Origin of the sequence: Polynucleobacter sp. MWH-UH23A (assembly GCF_040409805.1) — a bacterium.
GTDB lineage: Bacteria > Pseudomonadota > Gammaproteobacteria > Burkholderiales > Burkholderiaceae > Polynucleobacter.
This window is the reverse complement of sequence record NZ_CP099572.1, coordinates 1656311-1677475: the sequence shown is the minus strand read 5'-3', so window position 1 is coordinate 1677475 and position 21165 is coordinate 1656311. Positions and strand designations below refer to the sequence as shown.

18 protein-coding genes are annotated in these 21165 nt (G+C 43.9%); 15 read left to right on the top strand and 3 right to left on the bottom strand.

All coding sequences use genetic code 11. The annotated features are described in order from the left end of the window. Window positions 1–142: 142 nt before the first annotated feature. From NHB35_RS08795 to NHB35_RS08750, 10 genes are all read left to right on the top strand, one after another. Window positions 143–2047: a tetratricopeptide repeat protein gene (locus NHB35_RS08795; protein ID WP_353431994.1), complete on the top strand. Its 1905-nt coding sequence runs from the start codon at window positions 143–145 to the stop codon at window positions 2045–2047. Between the two features lie 10 nt (window positions 2048–2057). Then, window positions 2058–3920, top strand: a complete 1863-nt coding sequence (locus NHB35_RS08790) for an exostosin family protein (protein WP_353431993.1) — start codon at window positions 2058–2060, stop codon at window positions 3918–3920. A 921-nt stretch (window positions 3921–4841) separates the two neighbouring features. Next, a complete protein-coding gene (locus tag NHB35_RS08785; protein WP_353431992.1) occupies window positions 4842–6074 on the top strand; it encodes a flagellin in 1233 nt (410 codons plus the stop codon). Window positions 6075–6146: 72 nt separating this feature from the next. Further along, window positions 6147–6539, top strand: coding sequence for a flagellar protein FlaG (locus tag NHB35_RS08780; protein ID WP_353431990.1), 393 nt, complete (start codon window positions 6147–6149; stop codon window positions 6537–6539). A gap of 166 nt (window positions 6540–6705) precedes the next feature. Continuing rightward, entirely contained in the window at window positions 6706–8022 is a 1317-nt protein-coding gene (locus NHB35_RS08775; RefSeq protein WP_353431991.1) for a flagellin, read from the top strand. 72 nt (window positions 8023–8094) lie between these two features. After that, window positions 8095–8487: a flagellar protein FlaG gene (locus NHB35_RS08770; RefSeq protein ID WP_353431990.1), complete on the top strand. Its 393-nt coding sequence runs from the start codon at window positions 8095–8097 to the stop codon at window positions 8485–8487. A gap of 68 nt (window positions 8488–8555) precedes the next feature. Next, window positions 8556–10289: a flagellar filament capping protein FliD gene (fliD, locus tag NHB35_RS08765; RefSeq protein WP_353431989.1), complete on the top strand. Its 1734-nt coding sequence runs from the start codon at window positions 8556–8558 to the stop codon at window positions 10287–10289. Between the two features lie 8 nt (window positions 10290–10297). Next, the gene (gene fliS / locus NHB35_RS08760) at window positions 10298–10741 is read left to right on the top strand and encodes a flagellar export chaperone FliS (RefSeq protein ID WP_353431988.1); all 444 of its coding nucleotides are present in this window, start codon (window positions 10298–10300) and stop codon (window positions 10739–10741) included. A 60-nt stretch (window positions 10742–10801) separates the two neighbouring features. Further along, window positions 10802–11875: a hypothetical protein gene (locus NHB35_RS08755; RefSeq protein WP_353431987.1), complete on the top strand. Its 1074-nt coding sequence runs from the start codon at window positions 10802–10804 to the stop codon at window positions 11873–11875. After that, the gene (locus NHB35_RS08750) at window positions 11868–12176 is read left to right on the top strand and encodes an EscU/YscU/HrcU family type III secretion system export apparatus switch protein (protein WP_353431986.1); all 309 of its coding nucleotides are present in this window, start codon (window positions 11868–11870) and stop codon (window positions 12174–12176) included. The genes NHB35_RS08755 and NHB35_RS08750 overlap by 8 nt, the downstream gene beginning before the upstream one ends. Before the next feature lie 64 nt (window positions 12177–12240). On the opposite strand, the gene fliE is transcribed toward NHB35_RS08750, so the two are convergent. From fliE to NHB35_RS08735, 3 genes are read right to left on the bottom strand one after another with little or no spacing between them, the layout of a single operon-like run. Further along, window positions 12241–12564 carry a flagellar hook-basal body complex protein FliE gene (gene fliE, locus NHB35_RS08745; protein WP_353431985.1) on the bottom strand — a complete coding sequence of 108 codons (324 nt, stop codon included), beginning with the start codon at window positions 12562–12564 and terminating at the stop codon, window positions 12241–12243. Window positions 12565–12608: 44 nt separating this feature from the next. Then, window positions 12609–14126, bottom strand: coding sequence for a sigma-54 dependent transcriptional regulator (locus NHB35_RS08740; protein ID WP_353431984.1), 1518 nt, complete (start codon window positions 14124–14126; stop codon window positions 12609–12611). A gap of 39 nt (window positions 14127–14165) precedes the next feature. Beyond that, entirely contained in the window at window positions 14166–15260 is a 1095-nt protein-coding gene (locus NHB35_RS08735; protein WP_353431983.1) for a HAMP domain-containing sensor histidine kinase, read from the bottom strand. A gap of 229 nt (window positions 15261–15489) precedes the next feature. On the opposite strand from NHB35_RS08735, the gene fliF reads away from it, so the two are divergent. The 5 genes from fliF to NHB35_RS08710 are packed head-to-tail and all read left to right on the top strand — an operon-like array spanning window position 15490 to window position 21157. Continuing rightward, on the top strand, window positions 15490–17442 hold the full coding sequence (gene fliF, locus NHB35_RS08730) for a flagellar basal-body MS-ring/collar protein FliF (protein WP_353431982.1): 1953 nt from the start codon (window positions 15490–15492) through the stop codon (window positions 17440–17442). 17 nt (window positions 17443–17459) lie between these two features. After that, window positions 17460–18557 (top strand): flagellar motor switch protein FliG, encoded by a 1098-nt coding sequence (fliG, locus tag NHB35_RS08725; RefSeq protein ID WP_353431981.1) that lies wholly within the window; start codon window positions 17460–17462, stop codon window positions 18555–18557. After that, window positions 18544–19311 carry a FliH/SctL family protein gene (locus NHB35_RS08720; protein ID WP_353431980.1) on the top strand — a complete coding sequence of 256 codons (768 nt, stop codon included), beginning with the start codon at window positions 18544–18546 and terminating at the stop codon, window positions 19309–19311. Before fliG ends, NHB35_RS08720 begins: the two co-directional genes overlap by 14 nt. After that, the gene (locus tag NHB35_RS08715; RefSeq protein ID WP_353431979.1) at window positions 19308–20693 is read left to right on the top strand and encodes a FliI/YscN family ATPase; all 1386 of its coding nucleotides are present in this window, start codon (window positions 19308–19310) and stop codon (window positions 20691–20693) included. Before NHB35_RS08720 ends, NHB35_RS08715 begins: the two co-directional genes overlap by 4 nt. Before the next feature lie 17 nt (window positions 20694–20710). After that, a complete protein-coding gene (locus NHB35_RS08710; RefSeq protein ID WP_353431978.1) occupies window positions 20711–21157 on the top strand; it encodes a hypothetical protein in 447 nt (148 codons plus the stop codon). Window positions 21158–21165: the final 8 nt, after the last annotated feature.

The window sequence follows — 21165 nt, the reverse complement described above, 5'->3', positions numbered from 1 at the left end:
CCATAAATTTGTAAAAATAGCGAATTTAAGGAATATTTCTCAATTTTGGCAAGAAAATTGCATGTCTTCAGTTTGTTCAATTGCCTTTTGAGTTAATGGCGGGCCTCTAAAGGCTAATCAGATAAATAGCTTAAACAAAAATATGAAAAAACAAGACAAGGCTGCAGCAAAACTGGTTAATGCGGTTGACCTTCACCAAAAGGGTGAGCTGGAAAGTGCTCGGAAGATTTATGAAGAAATCCTTAAAGTGGACCCCCAATGTTTTGATGCCATTCAACTACTCGGAGTTGTTTTCCTTCAAAAAAATGCGTTTTCAGATGCGCTCAGTTATTTTGATCGCGCCTTAAAAGTCAATAATCAGCAAGCAAGTGTATGGAGCAATAGGGGTATGGCTCTTAAGGGGCTTGAGAGGTTCGATGAAGGTCTTAACAGTGTTGAAACAGCAATCGAGTTAGACCCTAATTTTGCGGAAAGTTTTTATAACAAAGCGAATATTCTGGCAAAAATCGGCAAATCTAATGAGGCAATTATTGCTCTAGAGAAATTTAATTCCCTCTGCCCAAACCATCATCTAGGTTTTTTTATCAAAGGGAACCTTCTCAATTCAACAGGTAAATTATTAGAGGCTATTAATGCCTATGAGACGGCGATCCTAATAAAACCTGATTTTTTTGAGGCGATGAATAATCTCGGGCTATGCTTGGTTGATTTGGATAACCCCGATATTGGCCTTACTTACTTCGAAAAGGCTTTAAAGCTACAACCGAAATTTTTTGAGTGCCTCGGTAATAAAGGGGTTGCACTTGAAAAGATGGGGCAATACAAAGAAGCAATCGAATGTTACGATGCCGCTCTTGCCATCAATCCAAAGTTTTTGCAGGCATATCAAAATAAAGGCGTGGCACTGGAGAAGCTTGAAGAGGTTGAGGATGCAATCAAGTGCTATGACAAGGCAATATCAATTGATCCAAATTATGCAGGCGCCTATTTCAATAGGGCTTATGCAGCTGAAAGGCTACTAAGATTTGAGCAGTCTCTTGCGGACTATAACAAGGCAATTGAGCTTGATCCTACAAAAGTGGATGTATTTTGGAATCGCGCTTTATTGCTGCTTTGTAGTGGAGATTTTGAGAGGGGCTGGAAAGAGTATGAAAATAGGTTCCATCTTAAGAGGGCAGTATTTAGTTATGACCGTGCCAAGCTAAAAAATTTTGAGTGGAGAGGGCCTTCTCAAAATTTAACCAATAAAACCATTTTGTTGCGCGCTGAGCAGGGTTTGGGGGATACGATTCAGTTTTGTAGATATGTCAAGACGTTAAATACCATGGGGGCTAATGTTGTTCTAGAGGTGCAGCCACCTCTTGAAAAGCTCTTAGAGAATTTAGATGGGTTAGCTCAAATAGTTTCGACAGGTCAGCCTGTTCCAAGATTTGATTATTACTGTAATTTAATGAGTCTACCTTTTCTTTTAGGCAACGGAATCGAGAATATACCCAGTGAAATTCCATACCTGAAAGCAGACCCCTTAAAGGTACAAGCTTGGAAGCAAAAATTAGGACCTGTAAATGCTAAAAGGGTGGGCTTAGTTTGGTCGGGGGGCTTTAGGCCTGATCAGCCAGAGTTATGGCCGCTAAATCGAAGAAGAAATATTGAACTATCAAAGTTAAAAAATTTTAAAACCGAAGGAATTGAGTTCCATAGCCTTCAAAAAGGTGAACTTCCGGAGTCAGAGCTTGTTGTGCTTCATTTGCAAAATTGGGATGGTCCAAGAATTATTAATCATGCTGATTCACTCAATGACTTTACTGATACCGCAGCGCTTATAGAAAATTTAGATCTTGTTATATCTGTTGATACATCAACGGCACACTTGGCTGGCGCACTTGGTAAGCCAGTGTGGCTTATGAATCGTTTTGACACCTGTTGGCGCTGGTTATTAGACCGAGAGGATAGTCCATGGTATCCAACATTCAAGATTTATAGGCAGCCCAAGCCCCATGATTGGGAATCTGTTGTTAACAGAATTGCGGAAGATCTAAAAAAATAGGGTATCTCCAATGAAAATTTTTATATACGATGAGTTTTTAGATGAGAGCTTGCAACAATTTAATCTAGATACAGCCGCAATTCATAGGCAAGAGCATCATTTGCAGTATTGGATTGACTTCACAGATTTTTTTGCCAAATATAGAACTTTGGATCCGGATGAGGCTCATTATTTCTATGTACCTCTTTATCTAACTGGATGGCAATTTGCAAATATTGATCCCGAAGAGTTAATTCTTAAGAATTGTAAATATTTAGATAGGGGCAATCACATCATTCTTTCTACTGGGGATGTAGGTCAAAGAGTTCGGTCAAAATATGATATGACCGAAGGTGTTCCTGGAAGGGCGTACGATCAACCATACAAATGGTTAGATGAAAGATTTTCCCTGATAGTCTTAGAGTCGATTAATCTCTGGCCGCGCGATATTGCTTTCTTGCCTTATCAACATCAAGAGATTCCCTATCCAAATGAGGCTAGAGATATTCTTATTTCATTTCTCGGTAAATTAACCCAGCTATTTTTGCCTCCATCCCATATTAGAGGTGGAAAGCTAATCGACTTTAAAAATAAATTCAGTGATGCAAATATAGTTATTGGCGCCCCCGAAGAGTTTCCGCAGTTTACATACCATTCAATCATGGCAAGAAGTTTTTTTACTTTATGTCCTGCAGGAATAGGTCGCTGGAGCTTTAGATTTTTGGAGGCGCTTTTGAATGGATCCATACCAATTCTTTTATCCGACGATTATGTCCTGCCTTTTTCTAAAAAAATAAAGTGGGATGATTACTGCTTAGTTGTGGCTGAGAGAGATTTGGAGCGTATCCCCGAGATTGTCAATAACATACCATTTGAGCAAATTTATCAAAAACTTAAAAAAATAAAAGAAGATAGGCACTTTTTTACTAAGGAATTCTCCCTTCATGAAGTTGCTGAGATACTGGAGAAAAACTTAGCTCAAGAGGGAAAAATCTCCTATGCAGACTTAGCGATCAAAAGAATGCGTAGCCCAGAGCATATGCACATTATTTGTGTAGATGTTACGAATAAGTGTGATCTAGCCTGCTCAAATTGCACCAGATTACTGGAAAATCAAGACAAGTACTGGGAAATGAGTCCCGAGAACTTTAGAGAGGCTCTAAGAAGTTTAAAAAATTACAATGGTGTAATTGCCATGATTGGTGGAAATCCATGCATGCATACTAAGTTTGAAGAGTTATGCAAAATATTTATTGAAGAAATCCCAAACCAAATTCAACGTGGTCTTTGGACAAACAATTATTTTAAGCATCGAAAATTAGTTGAAGAGACATTTGGTAGCTTCAATCTGAATCCGCATAATAATCCTCGAGCAATTGAGCCCTTAAAAGATCTCCATCAGACTGTTCTGGCGATGGGTGGACGTAATGCTGGTTACTATGACAAAAGTTCAGACCATGCCCCATTATTGACGGCTATTAAAGATATATATGAAGAGCATGAAATGTGGGAAAAGATTGCGGCTTGTGACATTAATCGCGAATGGTCTGCTGCAATTGTGCAAAACAACGGAAAATTGAGGGCCTATTTTTGTGAGGTTGCAGCCTCATTTGATCTGGCTCGAAATGAAGATCATGGACATGAGGTTGTTTTAGATTGGTGGAAAACCCCCATAGATCAATTTGGAGATCAGATTAAGAGATTTTGTCCTGGATGCGGAGCGGCTGCAAAATTACAAGGGCATTATGATTACGAAAATATTGATACCTATACGAAATCAAACGAAGATCTTGCGTTGAAGTCGGTTGCTGCAAAAAAGCGTAAGGTAATTATGCTTAATGTCGAAGAGCATAAAAGTCTGGAGCACAAAGTCACAAATTACGCCAACTATTGAGACTAGTTAGTATTTCTAATAGGATCAACTAATCTGAGTTTTTTTGAACATAAAGTTGATGCAGGGGCAGCCTCAGAATTGAGATCTTTTTGCTATAAATGTTGGTAAATGCATCTATTGCAATTTTTGGAGAGCGTATTGGATGCACTCCATAGGGTAGAGACTCATTCCACAGGTAGTCATCAAAAACCATAACCTTACCCGTTCGCAAAAGCTTGAAACTTGATACGGCATCTAAAATTACATCGGGGGGCTTGGTGAGATCCATCTACGTAAATTAAGTCAAAGAAATTTTCGTAGCCGTCGTTGATAAGTTCAGCTAATTTGACATGGCTTAGCCCTTTATGTTTACGCATATTTACTAGATTTTCAGAGTTTTATTGGCGATGGAGACATTGTGTTTAAAACGATTCTCAACACCAGACATTTCTGTAGCCTCAAATCCTTGGTCTTTATGCTCTATGCTGCCTTACCAGGTGTCTATAGAGTGAATTTCTAGACTATGTTTCGCGCCCAATTTTTCAATTAAATAGCAGATACAAGCGCCCTCGAAAGAACCGATTTCTAGTATTCTTGCTGGATTTAGCTGGGGGATAAGGCAATCCCAACATCTTTAGCGCCATCAAGAAACCACGTGTTTGTAAATTGGTACATGTTGTCTCTCATACTCTGATAATTACTGGATCTTGTGTGGGCAATGGTTAGTGTTGGATATATTTGCCATAGTTTAGTCAGTAATTGAAAGCCCTGGATTGCTGATTAAAAAGCCATTTAATTTCATAAACAATTGATTTTGTTGATAAATTTAGATGCCCCCTCAAATTCCCTAAACACTTTCTTCATCCTGTCCGTTAAATCAATCACAGGGGGTCAATATAAAGAAGTTGATCCTAATTTGACAGAATTAATGGAGAAAATGTCATGTCTACAGTAATTAACACTAACTTGGCTTCGTTGTATGCGCAAAACAACTTATCTAATGCGCAAAATAACTTAGCTAATTCGGTACAGCGCCTTTCATCTGGTTTACGTATCAATAGCGCTAAGGATGATGCTGCAGGCCTGGCAATTTCTCAGTTCATGCAAAACCAGATCAATGGTGTTAATCAATCCCGTCGTAACTTGAATGATGCGACCAATTTGATCCAGACTGCAGATACCTCAATGGGTACTATTCAGGACATGCTTCTGCGTATCAAAACCTTGACAACCCAGGGTTACGATGGTTCTTTGTCTGCTAGTCAGCGTACTCAAATCGTTGATGAGATTAACGAACTAAATACTGAAATTAACGCAACAGCAGCTCGCACCAAGTTCAACCGAAATAATTTGATTTCTTCTACAGTGAGTGCAACTACCAACGCTACAAATATTATTGATACATCAACCTATGGAGCGGTGAACTCTGTTTCGGCCAATACCATGGCACTGGGTACATTTACCCTAACAGGTGCTTCAGGTACTTTAACAGCTTCCTCGATCATTACGAGCACTTATGCTGGTGTTGTAACTTCGACAACATACTCTCAAACATTAAGCTTAACTGGCTATACGGCGGCGGCCGGCGGTGTTCAAACGATTAACTTTGATCAAATTGGATTGGCAATCAATGTAACACTGACTTCCGGAGCATCTGCAACTAATTTGAGTGTTGGGTTAAACAATAAAACCATCACCACAACCGGTGGTACTGTTCCTGACCTCTATTTCCAAGGTGGTTCAGATACCTCCACTCCAAATATGGTGGTTTATGACGCAATTAATATGCGTACCGATACTACCTCCGGTGGCTTCCAGGCAATGAATGATTTGGGTGGTCAGATTAACTTGCTTAATAGTTATACGACTTCGACTGCACAAACGACTTGGGCAAATGCCTTTAGTACGATGGGAACCTTTGTGGATGCAGCCCTAGATGTTGTTTCTGAGCAGCGTTCTAATATGGGTGCATTGCAAAACCGTATCAGCTACATTAACCAGAACTTAGAAGCTTATAGCACTAACTTACAGAGCTCACGTTCAGCGATCACAGACACTGATTTTGCAGCAGAAACTGCGAAATTGACTAAGGGTCAGATCATGCAGCAGGCAGCAACAGCAATGTTAGCCCAAGCTAATCAGATGCCAAACATTGTTCTGTCTTTGTTGAAGTAATGAGATGAGTTGATGCATAGTGTGATGGGTAATACACTATGCATCAGCAGTTAGTACACGGGAGAATTTGGAATGAGCACAACAGTTAATGCATACAATAGCGCTGCTACTAGCGCCAATGTCATGCAGCCTGCCAGCACGCCGCCCCAAGCACTTCAAACAAGATCTGATGCTGAGGTGGTATCTAAAGTTGCTGCAGCTGAAATTAAGCCTTCAGGTATTAATGAGACCAGTAGACCTACACGCGAAGCGGTGGCAAAAGCGGCCGCCGATTTACAAGAGTTTGTGAAGTCTATGGGTCGTAATTTGAACTTTTCAGTAGATGAAACAACGGGCTACCATGTAGTTCGGGTAGTTAACCCGGATACTGGAGAGCTAATTCGTCAACTGCCTTCCGAGGAATTATTGAAGGTAGCCAGGGATTTTCAGAGAATGAATAACGTCCTGGTGAGTCAGCGGGCTTAATTTTCTATAGTTTCACGCATCAAAGCCGCCATATGGCGGCTTTTTCTTTTCTATATTGACTGGTCTCGTCCCTAAACACTTTCTTCATCCTGTCCGTTAAATCAATCACAGGGGGTCAATATAAAGAAGTTGATCCTAATTTGACAGAATTAATGGAGAAAATGTCATGTCTACAGTAATTAACACTAACTTGGCTTCGTTGTATGCGCAAAACAACTTATCTAATGCGCAAAATAACTTAGCTAATTCGGTACAGCGCCTTTCATCTGGTTTACGTATCAATAGCGCTAAGGATGATGCTGCAGGCCTGGCAATTTCTCAGTTCATGCAAAACCAGATCAATGGTGTTAATCAATCCCGTCGTAACTTGAATGATGCGACCAATTTGATCCAGACTGCAGATACCTCAATGGGTACTATTCAGGACATGCTTCTGCGTATCAAAACCTTGACAACCCAGGGTTACGATGGTTCTTTGTCTGCTAGTCAGCGTACTCAAATCGTTGATGAGATTAACGAACTAAATACTGAAATTAACGCAACAGCAGCTCGCACCAAGTTCAACCGAAATAATTTGATTTCTTCTACAGTGAGTGCGGCTATTGCCGGTGGCACTTCTTCTGGAACAGCAAAATCGGGTGTAGTAGGTGGTTTGGCCAGTGGCGTGACCTTAACAGGTGGAACGGCTGCGACATTAGGAGCTATTGCGACAGCAGCCTCAGGCGTCTCTGTCTCCGCAAATACCATGGCACTGGGTACATTTACCCTAACAGGTGCTTCAGGTACTTTAACAGCTTCCTCGATCATTACGAGCACTTATGCTGGTGTTGTAACTTCGACAACATATTCGCAATCACTGGGGTTAACAGCTTATGCCGGAACTGCTGGCGGTGTTCAAACTATTAACTTTGACCAAATTGGTATTGCAATATCCTTTACGGCTAGTAGCGCATATGCAGCTTCTGCTGTCGACCTTGCAAAAGCATTTAATGGAAATGAGATCACCACAACCGGTGGTACTGTTCCTGACCTCTATTTCCAAGGTGGTTCAGATACCTCCACTCCAAATATGGTGGTTTATGACGCAATTAATATGCGTACCGATACTACCTCCGGTGGCTTCCAGGCAATGAATGATTTGGGTGGTCAGATTAACTTGCTTAATAGTTATACGACTTCGACTGCACAAACGACTTGGGCAAATGCCTTTAGTACGATGGGAACCTTTGTGGATGCAGCCCTAGATGTTGTTTCTGAGCAGCGTTCTAATATGGGTGCATTGCAAAACCGTATCAGCTACATTAACCAGAACTTAGAAGCTTATAGCACTAACTTACAGAGCTCACGTTCAGCGATCACAGACACTGATTTTGCAGCAGAAACTGCGAAATTGACTAAGGGTCAGATCATGCAGCAGGCAGCAACAGCAATGTTAGCCCAAGCTAATCAGATGCCAAACATTGTTCTGTCTTTGTTGAAGTAATGAGATGAGTTGATGCATAGTGTGATGGGTAATACACTATGCATCAGCAGTTAGTACACGGGAGAATTTGGAATGAGCACAACAGTTAATGCATACAATAGCGCTGCTACTAGCGCCAATGTCATGCAGCCTGCCAGCACGCCGCCCCAAGCACTTCAAACAAGATCTGATGCTGAGGTGGTATCTAAAGTTGCTGCAGCTGAAATTAAGCCTTCAGGTATTAATGAGACCAGTAGACCTACACGCGAAGCGGTGGCAAAAGCGGCCGCCGATTTACAAGAGTTTGTGAAGTCTATGGGTCGTAATTTGAACTTTTCAGTAGATGAAACAACGGGCTACCATGTAGTTCGGGTAGTTAACCCGGATACTGGAGAGCTAATTCGTCAACTGCCTTCCGAGGAATTATTGAAGGTAGCCAGGGATTTTCAGAGAATGAATAACGTCCTGGTGAGTCAGCGGGCGTAGAGTATTTATTTGATTGGCATAGTTCTTGCAAGACTTCAGCTTGGATTATGAAATTTAGATAGGTAAAAATGGCTGTTTCCTCTACTTCCAGCGCAAATTCGACAACCTCTATTGACGTAGCGGGAATCGTTGATTCCCTTATGAAGGCTGAAAAAGTGCCTTTGACTGCCCTGCAGGCAAAAATTACCAAGGAAGAGACGGTTATTAGCGATCTTGGTGTGATCAAGGGAAAAATCGCCAGCTTCCAGTCAGCATTGGATGGCCTAGAGACAACTAGTAATTTTTCAGTTTTAAATGCTAGCTCTTCAAATCCTGATGTTATTTCTGCCACAGGTATTTCGGGCTCGGTTTTTGGTAGTTATGCCATTAGCAATATTTCACTTGCTAAAGCCACTGTATTGACATACAAAAGCACTTCTGGCGCAAATTTCCCGTCTGCCTCTGCCACAGTGCCACTAGATCAGGGGAAATTTACGATTCAAGTTGGTTCTGGGTCAACCTACACTGTTTATGGTGGATTGACTGGTCAAGAAAAGACCTCGGATACCGGAACATCCACATTGGCGACCAAAAGTTTTTCTGCTGGAGCAAGCCATTACACTGCGGGAACCTATACCAATGTATTGATTTCTGGTGCTAGTGGCGGCGGTGCGTATGGAACCGTTACCGTTGATGGTTCTGGAAATTTTACTGTCGCAATTACTTCGGTGGGCAGTGGCTTTAAAGATGGGGATGCTTTAAGTATTTCTAGTGCATCTATAGGTGGGGCAGCCGCAACAAGTATCTCCCTAGGAAATTTGACGGTTCCTGCTAATGGGCTGCAGATTGATATTACTGAATTAGCTACAGCAATTAATGCCCTGGGGATTGGTGCAAGCGCTGCGGTGACGAAAACAAGCAGCAGCTCAGATTACATTTTTACAATACGCGGAACAGCAACAGGAATCGATAATGCCCTTACGGTCAGCGATTTTGGGTCTCTCGGTGGTGCCACTTCGTTTAGTGGTGCAGGCAGTGTGTATAAGGACGCAGCGGCCTCTGTGACTGCTACTAATTCAAGTTTTAAGGTCGACGGTACAACTTACACACGATCAAGCAATACTATCTCTGATGTGATTAATGGAGCATCTTTTACTTTAAAGGCGGCTGACCCCACGAATACTTACACAATTAATGTTAGTGAAGGCACTGATAACTCTTCGACAAAAATACAAAGTCTTATAACAGCATACAACGATCTCATTGACACCCATAAGTCAATGATTGCCAATTCGCATAATTCGAGCTCTGGGAAAACCGGGACATTTGCCGCTAATCCCACCATGTTGTACTTTATAAATGAAATTAAGGCACGTTTTGCCAAGGGTGTTTCATATGGGGTTAACGGTGTGAGTTCAATCAGTTTGAAGGATCTAGGAATAGATCTAGCAAAAGATGGCGTTGCTACATTTAATTCAACAAATTTTACAGTTGCACAATCAAATGGACTTCAGTCGAAATTAGCAAGCGGTGTAAAAATGGGTTATGTGAGTAATACAAATTACTTAAATAAATATATCGACGGGTTGATTGGAGTGACTGGCAGTGGTGGTTTAATCGCGGATACGATAGCTAATGAGAATTCAGCGCTTGATGATTTAAATACTAAACAGACCAACCTGGAAGATAGGTTAGCTAAGATTCAAAACAATTACATCACACAATACTCAGCATTAAATACACTTCTTTATCAACTAAGCGTCACAAGTAATTCTTTAACGAGTGCTTTGACTGCATTAGCTAATAGTAACAATAACAAGTAGATAAAAAAATGCCCTCAAGATCAGCAAGAGCTTACGCAGATAGTTCAGTTCAGACATCGGTTAGCGCCGCGGAGCCGGGTGATCTGATTGTGCTCATTTATGAGCGCATATTTGATCATCTGAAGGTAGCAAAGAGGGCTCTTGAGAATGGTGAGTATGGTGTCGAGCCTTTCACTAAGGCTCACGATTTGATTCAGCAGGGGCTGCTTGCCGCTTTAAATCCAGATGTTGGCGGTGAAGTTGCCTTGAATCTTGGGGCAATTTATGAATGGTCGTTGCGCGAAATTATTAATGCTCGAGTTTCTAAATCACCTGAAAAAGTTGATGAAGTGATTAATGTGTTGAGCCCACTCTATGAAGCTTGGGTTTCTTTGGCTCCTAAAGAGTTGGTAGTGGGATTGGCCGCTCCCAATCCCAGCATGAACCAGACATCACAAGCCTCAAGTTACTGAATAATCAAGTATGTTTTTTGTTCCTAGGTAAGAATTTAATAAAAATTACGGAGGATTAGAATGGCAATTCCTATTCCTCCTAACTTACCTTTAAATCCATTGGTAGATTTTCATCGCAACGATTTAATCTCACCACCTGCGGCTCCTGCAGTAGTAGAAAGTCTTGCAGCTATAGACCCACGAGTTGCACTCAACATGCCTCTGCCAGTAGTCGACTCCTCAGCGGGCGGCTCATTGCAAGATGCTCTACAAAGTGCTGTTGGGCGTGGTCAGCAAAATCCATTGGCACCAACTGAGCCCTCTGTAGATCAGGCAGTGTTGTTAGAAATTTCTAGCCTTACCGCTGATCAAGCCGAGGCTGCTGCCAATCCATCCCAATCTCAGATTGATAGTTTGCTATCCAAAAGTTTGAGTCGCATGGATAACTTGGGTGGAGCGGCTCTAGGGCAGTTGCTCTCCGATATTTTGGCAGTGGATGTTCCTGAATTAGGTCAGGCGGATAAATCTGATAATAAAAGCTCTGCACAGAATGTTGTAGTCAACTGGCCAGGGTCGATGAATGCAACAAACAATCTGCTTGCAAATACGACTGACCCAAAAGTCGCCATGAACCTCTTGTACCAAAATTTACAAACCTCTGGAATTTTTGCTGCTGACCAGCTAAAAAGACTCTTATTTCCAGCTAGTGAAGATGGCGATGTGAAGGCTAGTGGCATTGCGGATATTCCTGCTGAGACAGAAAAGTTGATGTCACAGCTTGGAGCAAATAACCCAGTAGTTCAGGACTCAGTAAAGCTGTTGTTGCGTGGTGATTTACTGTGGCAGGGTCAATTAATGCCAAATGTCCAGGGTCGCCTTTATCGAGAGGATGCATGGCAACCAGATCCCCAAGATCCAACTCAAATGCAAAAAGGCAGCAAGATCACGATGGAAGTTAATCTTCCTAATCTCGGTCCATTTAGAGTCGTTGGCACTCAGTTTGGGGAGGGCGTGCACGTTGCTATTGAGGCATCGCCCGATTCGCAAGTCATATTAAGTAACTCATTTGCACAGCTATTAGAGCAAATGCGTACCCAGGTAGATCCTGACGCAAAAGTGAGTCTCAAGGGTGTTGAGGCTAGTTCCAATGGATGAGAAAAAAATCCGTAAAGCTGTTGCTCTCGCTTATGAGACCAATAGCGCAGCACCACGAATTACAGGGCAAGGCGAAGGCTTTGTAGCTGATGCCATCTTGGCAAAAGCAAAAGAATTCGGCATTCCCACAAGAACAGAGCCTGAGTTGGTGGAGTTTTTAATGCAACTTAAGCTTAATGAGTTAGTGCCGCCAAAACTGTATGCTGCTGTAGCAGAGGTCCTTGCATGGGCTTACGAGGTTGATGGAAAAACCATCCCGAATCCCAATAATGTCGTCATTGATCGTCAAGGATCTAGTTAGTGGATTCAGAAAATAAAAAAGCCCGAATACTCGGGCTTTTTGTATTGGTAGGTCAAAAATCGATCTAAACCTGTAAGTTAGTAACTTCTTTGTAAGCATCGACTAAACGGTTGCGCACAGCAATCATGCCTTGAAGAGAAAGATTGGCTTTTTGTAAGGAAACAATCACATCTTCTAGGGAGGTATCTGAAGCGCCAGTGGAAAAAGACTGAGCTTTGGCCTGGGCGCTATTTTGAGCGGTATTGACGTTCTCGATAGCATTTTTCAGGACGGCGGAGAAATCAACGCCATTATTAACCTGACTATCGCTGACCAAAGGCTTACCACTGGCTGCAGCGGCAAGGGCCTGCATCCGAGTAATCATAGAGTCGACGTTGTTTGTGCTCATTTCGTAATTATCTATCAAAATCTCTTAAAACACACTTCCGCTACTTATTCATTCAAGAAACCAGCTTCTTTGTAGGATTTGAGCTTGTAGCGCAGGGCTCTTGCTGATATTCCTAATATCTCTACGGCTTTTGTTCGGTTTCCCTTTACTTCAGCCAAAATCTTGAGGATGTGCTCGCGCTCAATTGACTCAATATCTTGGTTTTCACCTATTACAGATGCAATTTCTGTGCCATTTGACCCTGATTTAGGGCTTAAATTCTGACGTTCCTGAGTGTCGGTTTGGGTGGGGGGCTGGTTAGGTGGCTGATTGCCCTGGTGGAAATCTAGTTCTAAATCTTGAGCCGAGATTTGGTCGTCATCGGCCAGCAACACCGCCCGCTGAATAACATTCTCAAGCTCACGTACATTGCCTGGCCAGTTGTATTCCTGGAGTAAGTTTCTAGCTTGATTGCTCAGGCTTAAAGAGTCTCTGCCAATGTTGACGCTGTAGCGCTTGAGAAAGAACTCCGCAAGCGGAATGATGTCCAGTGGGCGTTTGCGTAGTTCCGGAACATGAATCGGGAATACATTTAAACGAAAGAACAAATCTTCCCTAAATTTTCCAGCTCTGACTTGCTCTTGAAGGTTTAAGTTAGTTGCAGCAATGATGCGGACATCGGCTTGAATCGAATCAGTCGAGCCGATACGCTCAATTTTTTTATCTTGTAGTACTCGCAATAATTTGGTTTGGAGGGTTGCAGGCATTTCCCCAATTTCATCTAAGAATAAAGTGCCTTTATTTGCTTGCTCGAACTTGCCCGCTTGCGCTTTAGTAGCACCAGTAAATGAGCCCTTTTCATGGCCAAATAAGATGGATTCCAGAAGGGTATCTGGAATTGCAGCGCAGTTGATGGCTACATAAGGGCCATTTACACGTTTAGATGTTTTGTGAATATGTTGTGCCACAACTTCTTTTCCGGCGCCAGATTCTCCAGTGACTAAAACGCTTGTATCAGTTCCTGCAACACGCTCACAACGCGAAAAAATCGCAATTGTTTGAGGGTCAACAGCAATAACGTTGCTCTCTGCGGGTCGAATCGCTGATCCGCCAGCATCGATCTTGTTTGCTTCTGTTGTGGTGATGCTTGTTGCGGAAGTTATGTTTTCTGGGGTGTCATTAAGACTGCTATCGTTAACATCATTTAATGTGCGATAACGAGAAATAATTTCAATCAATTGCTGAGGTACAAAAGGCTTAATTAAGAAATCTCTAGCACCCGCCTTAAGTGCCTCCACTGCAAGCTTGGCATCGGCAAATGCTGTCATGATCACCACGGGCAAATCAGGACATTCTTTTTGCGCGATCTTGAGCAAGTCGATGCCGGTCATGCCTGGTAGTTTGTAGTCAGTCACTAATACTGTTTTGAGGTCGGGACGCAGTAAGGGAACGACAGTTTCAGCTCGTTGATGAGTAACAAATTCAATACCCTTCATTCGCAGAGTTACTGCAATTGCCTCCCTGAGGTCTTCGTCATCCTCAACCAGAATCACTGGGAAGCGTTCATTTAAATGCTCGTTCATGGTTTTGTTATTCGTTGTATGTGGGGAATTTGTAAAAAGTTATTCAGAGGTAATTGGCAGTGTGATTTTAAAAATGGCCCCTTTGGCAGAGTTCTCAACATTAATTGTTCCTCGATGGGCTTCAATAGTATTTTTAGCTATTGATAAACCCAAGCCAGTACCGTTTGCGCTGGTAGTGGAAAAAGGCTCAAAGAGAGAATCAATAATGGTCGATGCGATTCCGGGTCCCTGATCTTCGATGAGAATAATCATCCTTTTTGATTCGACTTTGGCTTGTAAAAACACCTGATCTGCAGGCTTTGAAACACTCAGCGCATTTTCTAGAATAGCCACGATCGCATTTGGTATTGACTTAGGCTCAACCATCAGCATGGTTGATGTCGGTATATCGCAGTGCACTTTTAATTGAACATCGCTACTCTCGAATAGGGCTTGAATACTTGCGGTGGCCTCATCAATAATTTGCCGCGCGCTCACCAAAATAGTTTTGCTAGGACGATTAGAAATAAAACGCAACATATCTTGCGAAAGTTTTTCTAGGTCAAGTAATTGTTTGCGAAGGCGCTGCGCGAACTCTTTTGATATATCGGGCGCTAGATCGTCATCGCACAGGTGTGACGAATACAGCAGGGCGGTTGCCAAAGGTGTGCGAAATTGATGTGCGATTCCTGCAGCCATTTTTCCCATTGCTGATAAGCGATTTTCTCGTTGAGTCTCTTGGTGAAGAGCAATGTTGGCGGTGATGTCTTGTATTTGAATGTAACTGCGGATGCCGTCATCGATTCTGATCACTTGTACTGTCTTTTGGGGCTTTTTGCCGTGGGTATCTGAGGTATTGATGACGTACTCCCCAGGCGCAATCGACGGCTGCCAATCAGTTGGAATGACAAATGTTTGCCCGGAGCTCAGGGAGGGTAAGAAGTGCAGGACCGCAGGATTATGCAAGAGCACGATATTGTTTTCTAGCAATATCACTCCAGCGGGGATGGCATTCACTAGGATGCCAAGGCGCTGATTGGATTTTTGTAGCTCATCGCTAAGTTGATTAATCTTTTCCTGAAGGGCGCTTTGCTGAGCCTCAAGCTTCTGGGACTCTGCATAAAAAATGGCAAACGCCTCCTCCAGATGTTTCACGTCTAGACTTGGCTTATTGCTCGGGGGTATATTTGCTTCAGAATTGGTCAATGAATATAGCTTTATTTTGCTGTTTTGTTATTCGGTGCTGGGGGTGGCAAATTTTGCCTCTTTCCTCATATTAAGGCCATAGAATATCAATATTTAGAAAAAATAGGCAAAAATGTTCCATATTTAGTGCTATTATGCTTTTTAATAACTTTTACCCGAACCTACGGAATCCAAGCTATTGAGCGAAGAAGCCAAGCCAGCAGTCCCGGAGAGTGAAAAAGACGCTGCGGTAGTCAATATTGGCTCCCGTCCTGCAGCGCAAACTGCTCCAGATTCGGCCCCTGCAAGGGGAAGGGTAAAACTCCCCTCAAAATTAGGTGAACTCCAAATGCGCTTCGAAGCGCTGGGGATGCAGCAGAGACTAATCGTTGTAGCCGCCTTATTTCTATTTATTTCAGCGCTCATCTTTGTAACCTTTTCTGGTCGCAGCAAAGATGACTATCGCGTTTTGTTCTCTAGTGTGAATGAGCGTGATGGAGCAGCTATTGTGGCTGCCTTGCAGCAAATGAATGTGCCTTATAAGTTCACCGAGGGTGGCGCAGCGATTTTGGTGCCTGAATCCTCTGTTTATGAAACACGCTTGAGATTGGCTGGACAGGGCTTGCCCAAGGCTGGAAATGTTGGTTTTGAGTTGCTTGAAAACCAAAAAATGGGTACCAGTCAATTTGTTGAGCAAGTTAACTATCAGCGCGGTCTTGAGGGTGAATTGGCACGTAGCATTAGTTCTTTAGCGCAGGTGAAATCGGCGCGAGTAATGCTGGCTATTCCAAAGCAAACTGCATTCATGCGCGAGCAAGAAAAGCCAACTGCCTCAGTAGTTGTCACAATGCACCCAGGTCGCTTCTTGGATTCTCAACAGGTTGCTGCGATTACCAATTTAGTGGGGTCTTCTGTTCCCAACTTAGGCCCCGCCAATGTCACGATTGTGGATGCAGAAGGAAGTCTGCTCGCTCCTAATGCTCAGCGCTTGATGGGCTTAGACAGTAATCAGCTCAAGTATGTTGCTGAGTTGGAGGGTGCGCTTTCCAAGCGGGTTCAGGCAATTTTGGAACCCGTGACTGGCAAAGAGAACGTGCGCGCACAAGTTACGGTAGATATGGACTTTGGAGAACTAGAGCGTACTGAAGAAACTTTTGGTCGCAATTCACCACCAAATCAATCCTCGATTCGCAGTCAACAAAGTAATGAGGCTGCCACACCAAGTTCATCCGCCTCTGGTGTACCAGGTGCGCTAACAAATCAGCCCCCTGGTGGCGGTCAAGCGCCAATCAATGCAGCTGGTGGCGCTGCTGCCAATGCAGGCCCTCAAAACTTGAATGCGCCACCATCGAGTTCAAGCTCGTCGGCAAGCAATATTAAGAAAGATCTGACGGTAAATTATGAGTTAGATCGTGCGATCGAGCGTATTAAGTCTGAAAAAGGAAAAGTCAGAAGGGTGTCTGCTGCCGTTGTAGTGAACTACAAACAACCAACTGGTGTTGATAAGGATGGTAAGCCCCTCAAGCCTGTGCCATATACTGCAAAAGAATTAGATCAAATCAATAATTTGGCTCGAGATGCTGTGGGTTATACCGAGAAACGTGGCGATAGCGTCAGCGTTGCCAACATTCCATTTAAGCTCGAACTGCCAGAAGAACCCGCATTTTATAAGCAGCCTGGTGTCATTGAGCTGAGCAAAGAATTCTTCAAATTTGCCATCATCTTAGGATCTTTAGGCATCATGTTCTTTGGTGTTGTGAAGCCGCTACTCTTTCCGAAGAAGATGGACGATGCGTTGGAGGAGCAGCGTATTGAAGAAGAGTTTGATGAGAAGATCAAAGCTGAGATGGCGCAAATGGATCCAAAACTACGCGAGAAGCGGCGTATGGAAATGGAGCTATTGAGAGAGCGCCAACGTATTGCCGAAGAGGAAGAACGTTTGCGCATCGAAGAAGAGAAAAAGCGCATGGAAGAAGAGCGTATCCGGATGGAAGAAGAGAAAAAGAACGAGTACGAGTCACTTCTCAAATACGCTACCGACTTTGTTGCTGAAAATCCGAAAGTGGTATCTTCTATTTTCAAAGAGTGGCTCGCCGCTGATGCTGAAAAAACAAATAGTGCAAATGCCGCTGCCGCTGCCGCTGCAAGTTGAGATGAAGAGTAGATAACATGCCTGATGATGAAGTCGAAGCACCGAAAAGCCTCTCGATAGCGGAGGCTCTTAAAGAGGGTGTTAAAAGCGCCACCCAGTCAGGCACCTTAACTTTCGAGGAGCTTGATGGTGCTTCTCGCGCCGCGGTGGTTTTATTGGCTGTAGGTGCTGAATCAGCCGCAAACGTATTACGCACTATGACTCCTTTTGAGGTTCAAAGACTGTCTGGAAAGATGGCGGTGGTGCGATCTCTTAGTCGTGATTTGGTGCTGCAAGTGTTGCGGCAGTTTAAAGAAGTTACAGAGAACAATTCTCAGGTGGCCTTTGACACCGATGACTTCATGCAAAATATGCTTACAAAAGCAATGGGTGCTGAGGGTGCATCTGATTTGCTTGGTCGTTTGGAGTCTACGCTGGACATGTCCGGTATTGAAACTCTTAAACGAATGGAGCCCGATGTTCTGTATGAGATGATTAAAGGTGAACATCCGCAGATTGTCGCAACCGTGATGGTGTTCTTGGAGCCTGGTCAAGCAGCGTCTGTATTGAAGCTCTTCCCGGATGATTTGCGTAACGAACTCATTTTGCGTATCGCTTTGTTAGAAAAAGTCCAACCCGCCGCCTTGAAAGAATTGAACGAAGTGATGTCTCGTTCTGCTGGTCCAGATGCAGACTTCCGCAGAAGTACTGTTGGCGGCGTAGTGCCTACTGCTGAAATTCTGAATATGCTTTCTGGAGGGCTTGATAAGCAAGCCCTTAAAACGATTCATGATTTCAATGCTGATTTGGCTGATGCCATTCAAGAGAAGATGTTTGTGTTCGAGGACTTCAACGATATCGAAGATCGCTCATTGCAAACCTTGCTCTTGGAAGTTCCACAAGAAACCTTGGTTATGGCGCTCAAGGGCGCGAGTCCGAAGCTACGCGAGAAGCTTTTCAAGAATATGGCCAAGCGCGCCGCCGATGGTGTGCGCGAAGATCTCGAGACACGCCCACCAGTCAAAGTGCAAGAAGTCGAAGAGATGCAAAAAGAGGTTATCCGTATCGCTCGTACATTGGCCGAGGAAGGCCGCATGATTATGGAAAGGGGCAAGTCAGCCGATGCCTTCCTCTGATGAGGACTCTTTGCTGACGAGGTGGGAGCCTCCCTCCTTTGATCCTCCAAAGCCCCCAAAGCCTCCCAAGGTTCCTCCGGTCCTTTACCCCACCGTAGAAGAAGTCGAGGCAATTCGCGAGAAAGCCTTTAAGGAAGCGTATGAGCTTGGCAATCAACAAGGCTTTGTTGAGGGATGCGATGCTGGATATAAAGAAGGAAAAGAATCTGGCTACCGCGAGGGTTACGAGCGCGGATATGTCGATGCAGATGCTGAAACAAAACGTTTACAGGATGCCCTCGGACAATTATTGGAAGCTCTTAGGGGAATGCCTGAGGCGATTGCGCAACCCCTGATTGAATTTACCTACGAAACTGCGTCACGTTTGGCGGCTAATGTCTCTATGGAGCGAGGACCCTTTGTTGCGGCAGTTCAAGAAGCATTAATGCGTTTACCGCGTCCTGGTGAGAATCTTTATTTGCGTTTAAATGCCGAGGAAGTCGAGACTTGGAAAAAAATTGTCGATGATCCTGGTCTGCCGTTTAATTGTACGATTTTGGTTGATGCTGATGTCAATCCAGGTCATGCATATGTTGAAGTGAGTGGGGCTCGCATTGACTTAGGTGAGCAAGCGCGAATCGCACTAGTTAGGGCGGCACTAGGGTTGGATCGCGATTCAATCGAGCAAGAAAATCAAACTGTGCTTGGTTATCAAGATGGAGAAGGTGTTGATCAAGATAACTCTGCTACAGGCGATGAGGAAAAATCAGAGTGAGTCATTTGCAACCAGCTGAATTGGCAAATCAGTTAGAGATGCGCAAGCAGCACTTACTAGAAACACCGCTCTCGATTCGCGAGGGAAAACTAAAACGTGTCTCTGGCATTGTGCTAGAGGTAGAAGGTTTGCCGATGAGCATTGGCTCAGGCGCCACCATACTCTCTGAGTTGGGTGGGAAAACCTATGATGCGGAGTGTATCGGTTTCAATGGCGCAATTACTTACCTGATGCCTATTGATTCTATGGAAGGTATTTCCCCAGGCGCTCTCGTTTATCCAACTAATACCCCTTTTAATTCTGGAAGCGGTTACACCTCAAACAGCATTGGTGATCCACTTCCCATTGGTGAGGATTTATTAGGAAGAGTTGTTGACGGTCTTGGTCGTCCAATTGATGGTAAAGGTTATGGCGAAAAACAACTTACCCCATCTATTCAGAGAACATTAAATCCGCTTGATAGAACTCCGATTCATGAGCCTCTAGATGTTGGTATCCAAGCTGTCAATGGCTTGCTAACGGTTGGTCGAGGGCAACGTGTCGGTATTTTTGCAGGCTCTGGCGTCGGTAAGAGTGTTTTATTGGGAATGCTGGCGCGTAATTGCGTTGCTGATGTGATTGTGATCGGGCTTGTCGGCGAGCGTGGTCGAGAAGTAAGAGAATTTTGTGAAGATACCTTAGGCCCAGAATCTTTTAAGCGCTCAGTTGTTGTTGCCGCACCCGCAGACGCATCACCTCTAGCAAGATCGAAAGGTGCTTCCTACGCAACTGATGTCGCTATCTGGTTTCGGGATCAGGGCAAACATGTGGTCTTAATCGTAGATTCATTGACTCGCTATGCAATGTCACTACGAGAAATCGGTTTGAGTTTAGGTGAGGCGCCTGTGGCGCGTGGTTATCCACCTAGTGTGTTTGCCAGAATGCCGGAGTTGGTTGAACGTGTTGGTAATGGCGCCAATCCCGATGGATCGATTACGGCTTTTTATACAGTGCTCCTTGAGGGCGACGATACGAACGATCCGGTGGCTGATACAGCTCGAGGAATCTTAGACGGACATTTTTTCCTCTCAAGAGAGTTGGCCGATAGTGGTCACTATCCCGCGATTGATGTAGAGAAGTCCATTTCGCGCGTGATGCCCAAAGTGGTTTCCAAAGAGCACCTGTTATCAGCCCGACGTCTCAAGCAGTTATATAGTCGATACATGAGGGGTAGAGATTTGGTCTCCATGGGCGCTTATATTGCCGGCACTGACCCAGAACTGGATGCGGCTTTGGCAGCATGGCCCAAAATTCAGGCCTTTTTGCAGCAAGATGCAGAAGTGACAATTCCGATTGATCAGACCGAGAGGTTGTTGTTTGAGATCGCCCCACCTACCACTTAGTAATCTAGATCCCTAACATGTCCGCTATTGAACTGTTACTGCGCTTAGCCAAAATCCGTGAGGATCAAGCTATGGCAAGAGCCAAAAGGGCTGCAGGACAGGTAAATCAGACAAAAGCCTTTAAAAATCAAGTGCTTGAGTATGCAAAGGAGTATGAAGGTCAAATGCTAGCTGCCTCAAATGAGAGTCTGCCGATTGCCTTTATTCAGGATGCAAACGCTTTTAGGGAAAAGCTAATTCAAAGCTCGGTTGAAATGGATGCCCAAATTCAGGGGCTTTCTAGAGCCTCTGAGGATACCTTGATGACCGCCACCCAGGCCAGAATGCGCACCCGGGGATTAACAAAATTGGTCGAGAAAAAGCGCCACGAAGCTAGGCTGAAAAAGGCTAAGGCGGAAATGAATCAGTTTGAGGATAGCTATGCCGGCAGGCTTAATCTGAATTCTGGCACGAAAGATGCATAGTAAGAAGT

Coding starts and splice junctions, on each gene's coding strand:
- NHB35_RS08795 (WP_353431994.1), top strand. CDS start 143: ATGAAAAAACAAGACAAGGCTGCAGCAAAACTGGTTAATGCGGTTGAC.
- NHB35_RS08790 (WP_353431993.1), top strand. CDS start 2,058: ATGAAAATTTTTATATACGATGAGTTTTTAGATGAGAGCTTGCAACAA.
- NHB35_RS08785 (WP_353431992.1), top strand. CDS start 4,842: ATGTCTACAGTAATTAACACTAACTTGGCTTCGTTGTATGCGCAAAAC.
- NHB35_RS08780 (WP_353431990.1), top strand. CDS start 6,147: ATGAGCACAACAGTTAATGCATACAATAGCGCTGCTACTAGCGCCAAT.
- NHB35_RS08775 (WP_353431991.1), top strand. CDS start 6,706: ATGTCTACAGTAATTAACACTAACTTGGCTTCGTTGTATGCGCAAAAC.
- NHB35_RS08770 (WP_353431990.1), top strand. CDS start 8,095: ATGAGCACAACAGTTAATGCATACAATAGCGCTGCTACTAGCGCCAAT.
- fliD (WP_353431989.1), top strand. CDS start 8,556: ATGGCTGTTTCCTCTACTTCCAGCGCAAATTCGACAACCTCTATTGAC.
- fliS (WP_353431988.1), top strand. CDS start 10,298: ATGCCCTCAAGATCAGCAAGAGCTTACGCAGATAGTTCAGTTCAGACA.
- NHB35_RS08755 (WP_353431987.1), top strand. CDS start 10,802: ATGGCAATTCCTATTCCTCCTAACTTACCTTTAAATCCATTGGTAGAT.
- NHB35_RS08750 (WP_353431986.1), top strand. CDS start 11,868: ATGGATGAGAAAAAAATCCGTAAAGCTGTTGCTCTCGCTTATGAGACC.
- fliE (WP_353431985.1), bottom strand. CDS start 12,564: ATGAGCACAAACAACGTCGACTCTATGATTACTCGGATGCAGGCCCTT.
- NHB35_RS08740 (WP_353431984.1), bottom strand. CDS start 14,126: ATGAACGAGCATTTAAATGAACGCTTCCCAGTGATTCTGGTTGAGGAT.
- fliG (WP_353431981.1), top strand. CDS start 17,460: ATGCCTGATGATGAAGTCGAAGCACCGAAAAGCCTCTCGATAGCGGAG.
- NHB35_RS08720 (WP_353431980.1), top strand. CDS start 18,544: ATGCCTTCCTCTGATGAGGACTCTTTGCTGACGAGGTGGGAGCCTCCC.
- NHB35_RS08710 (WP_353431978.1), top strand. CDS start 20,711: ATGTCCGCTATTGAACTGTTACTGCGCTTAGCCAAAATCCGTGAGGAT.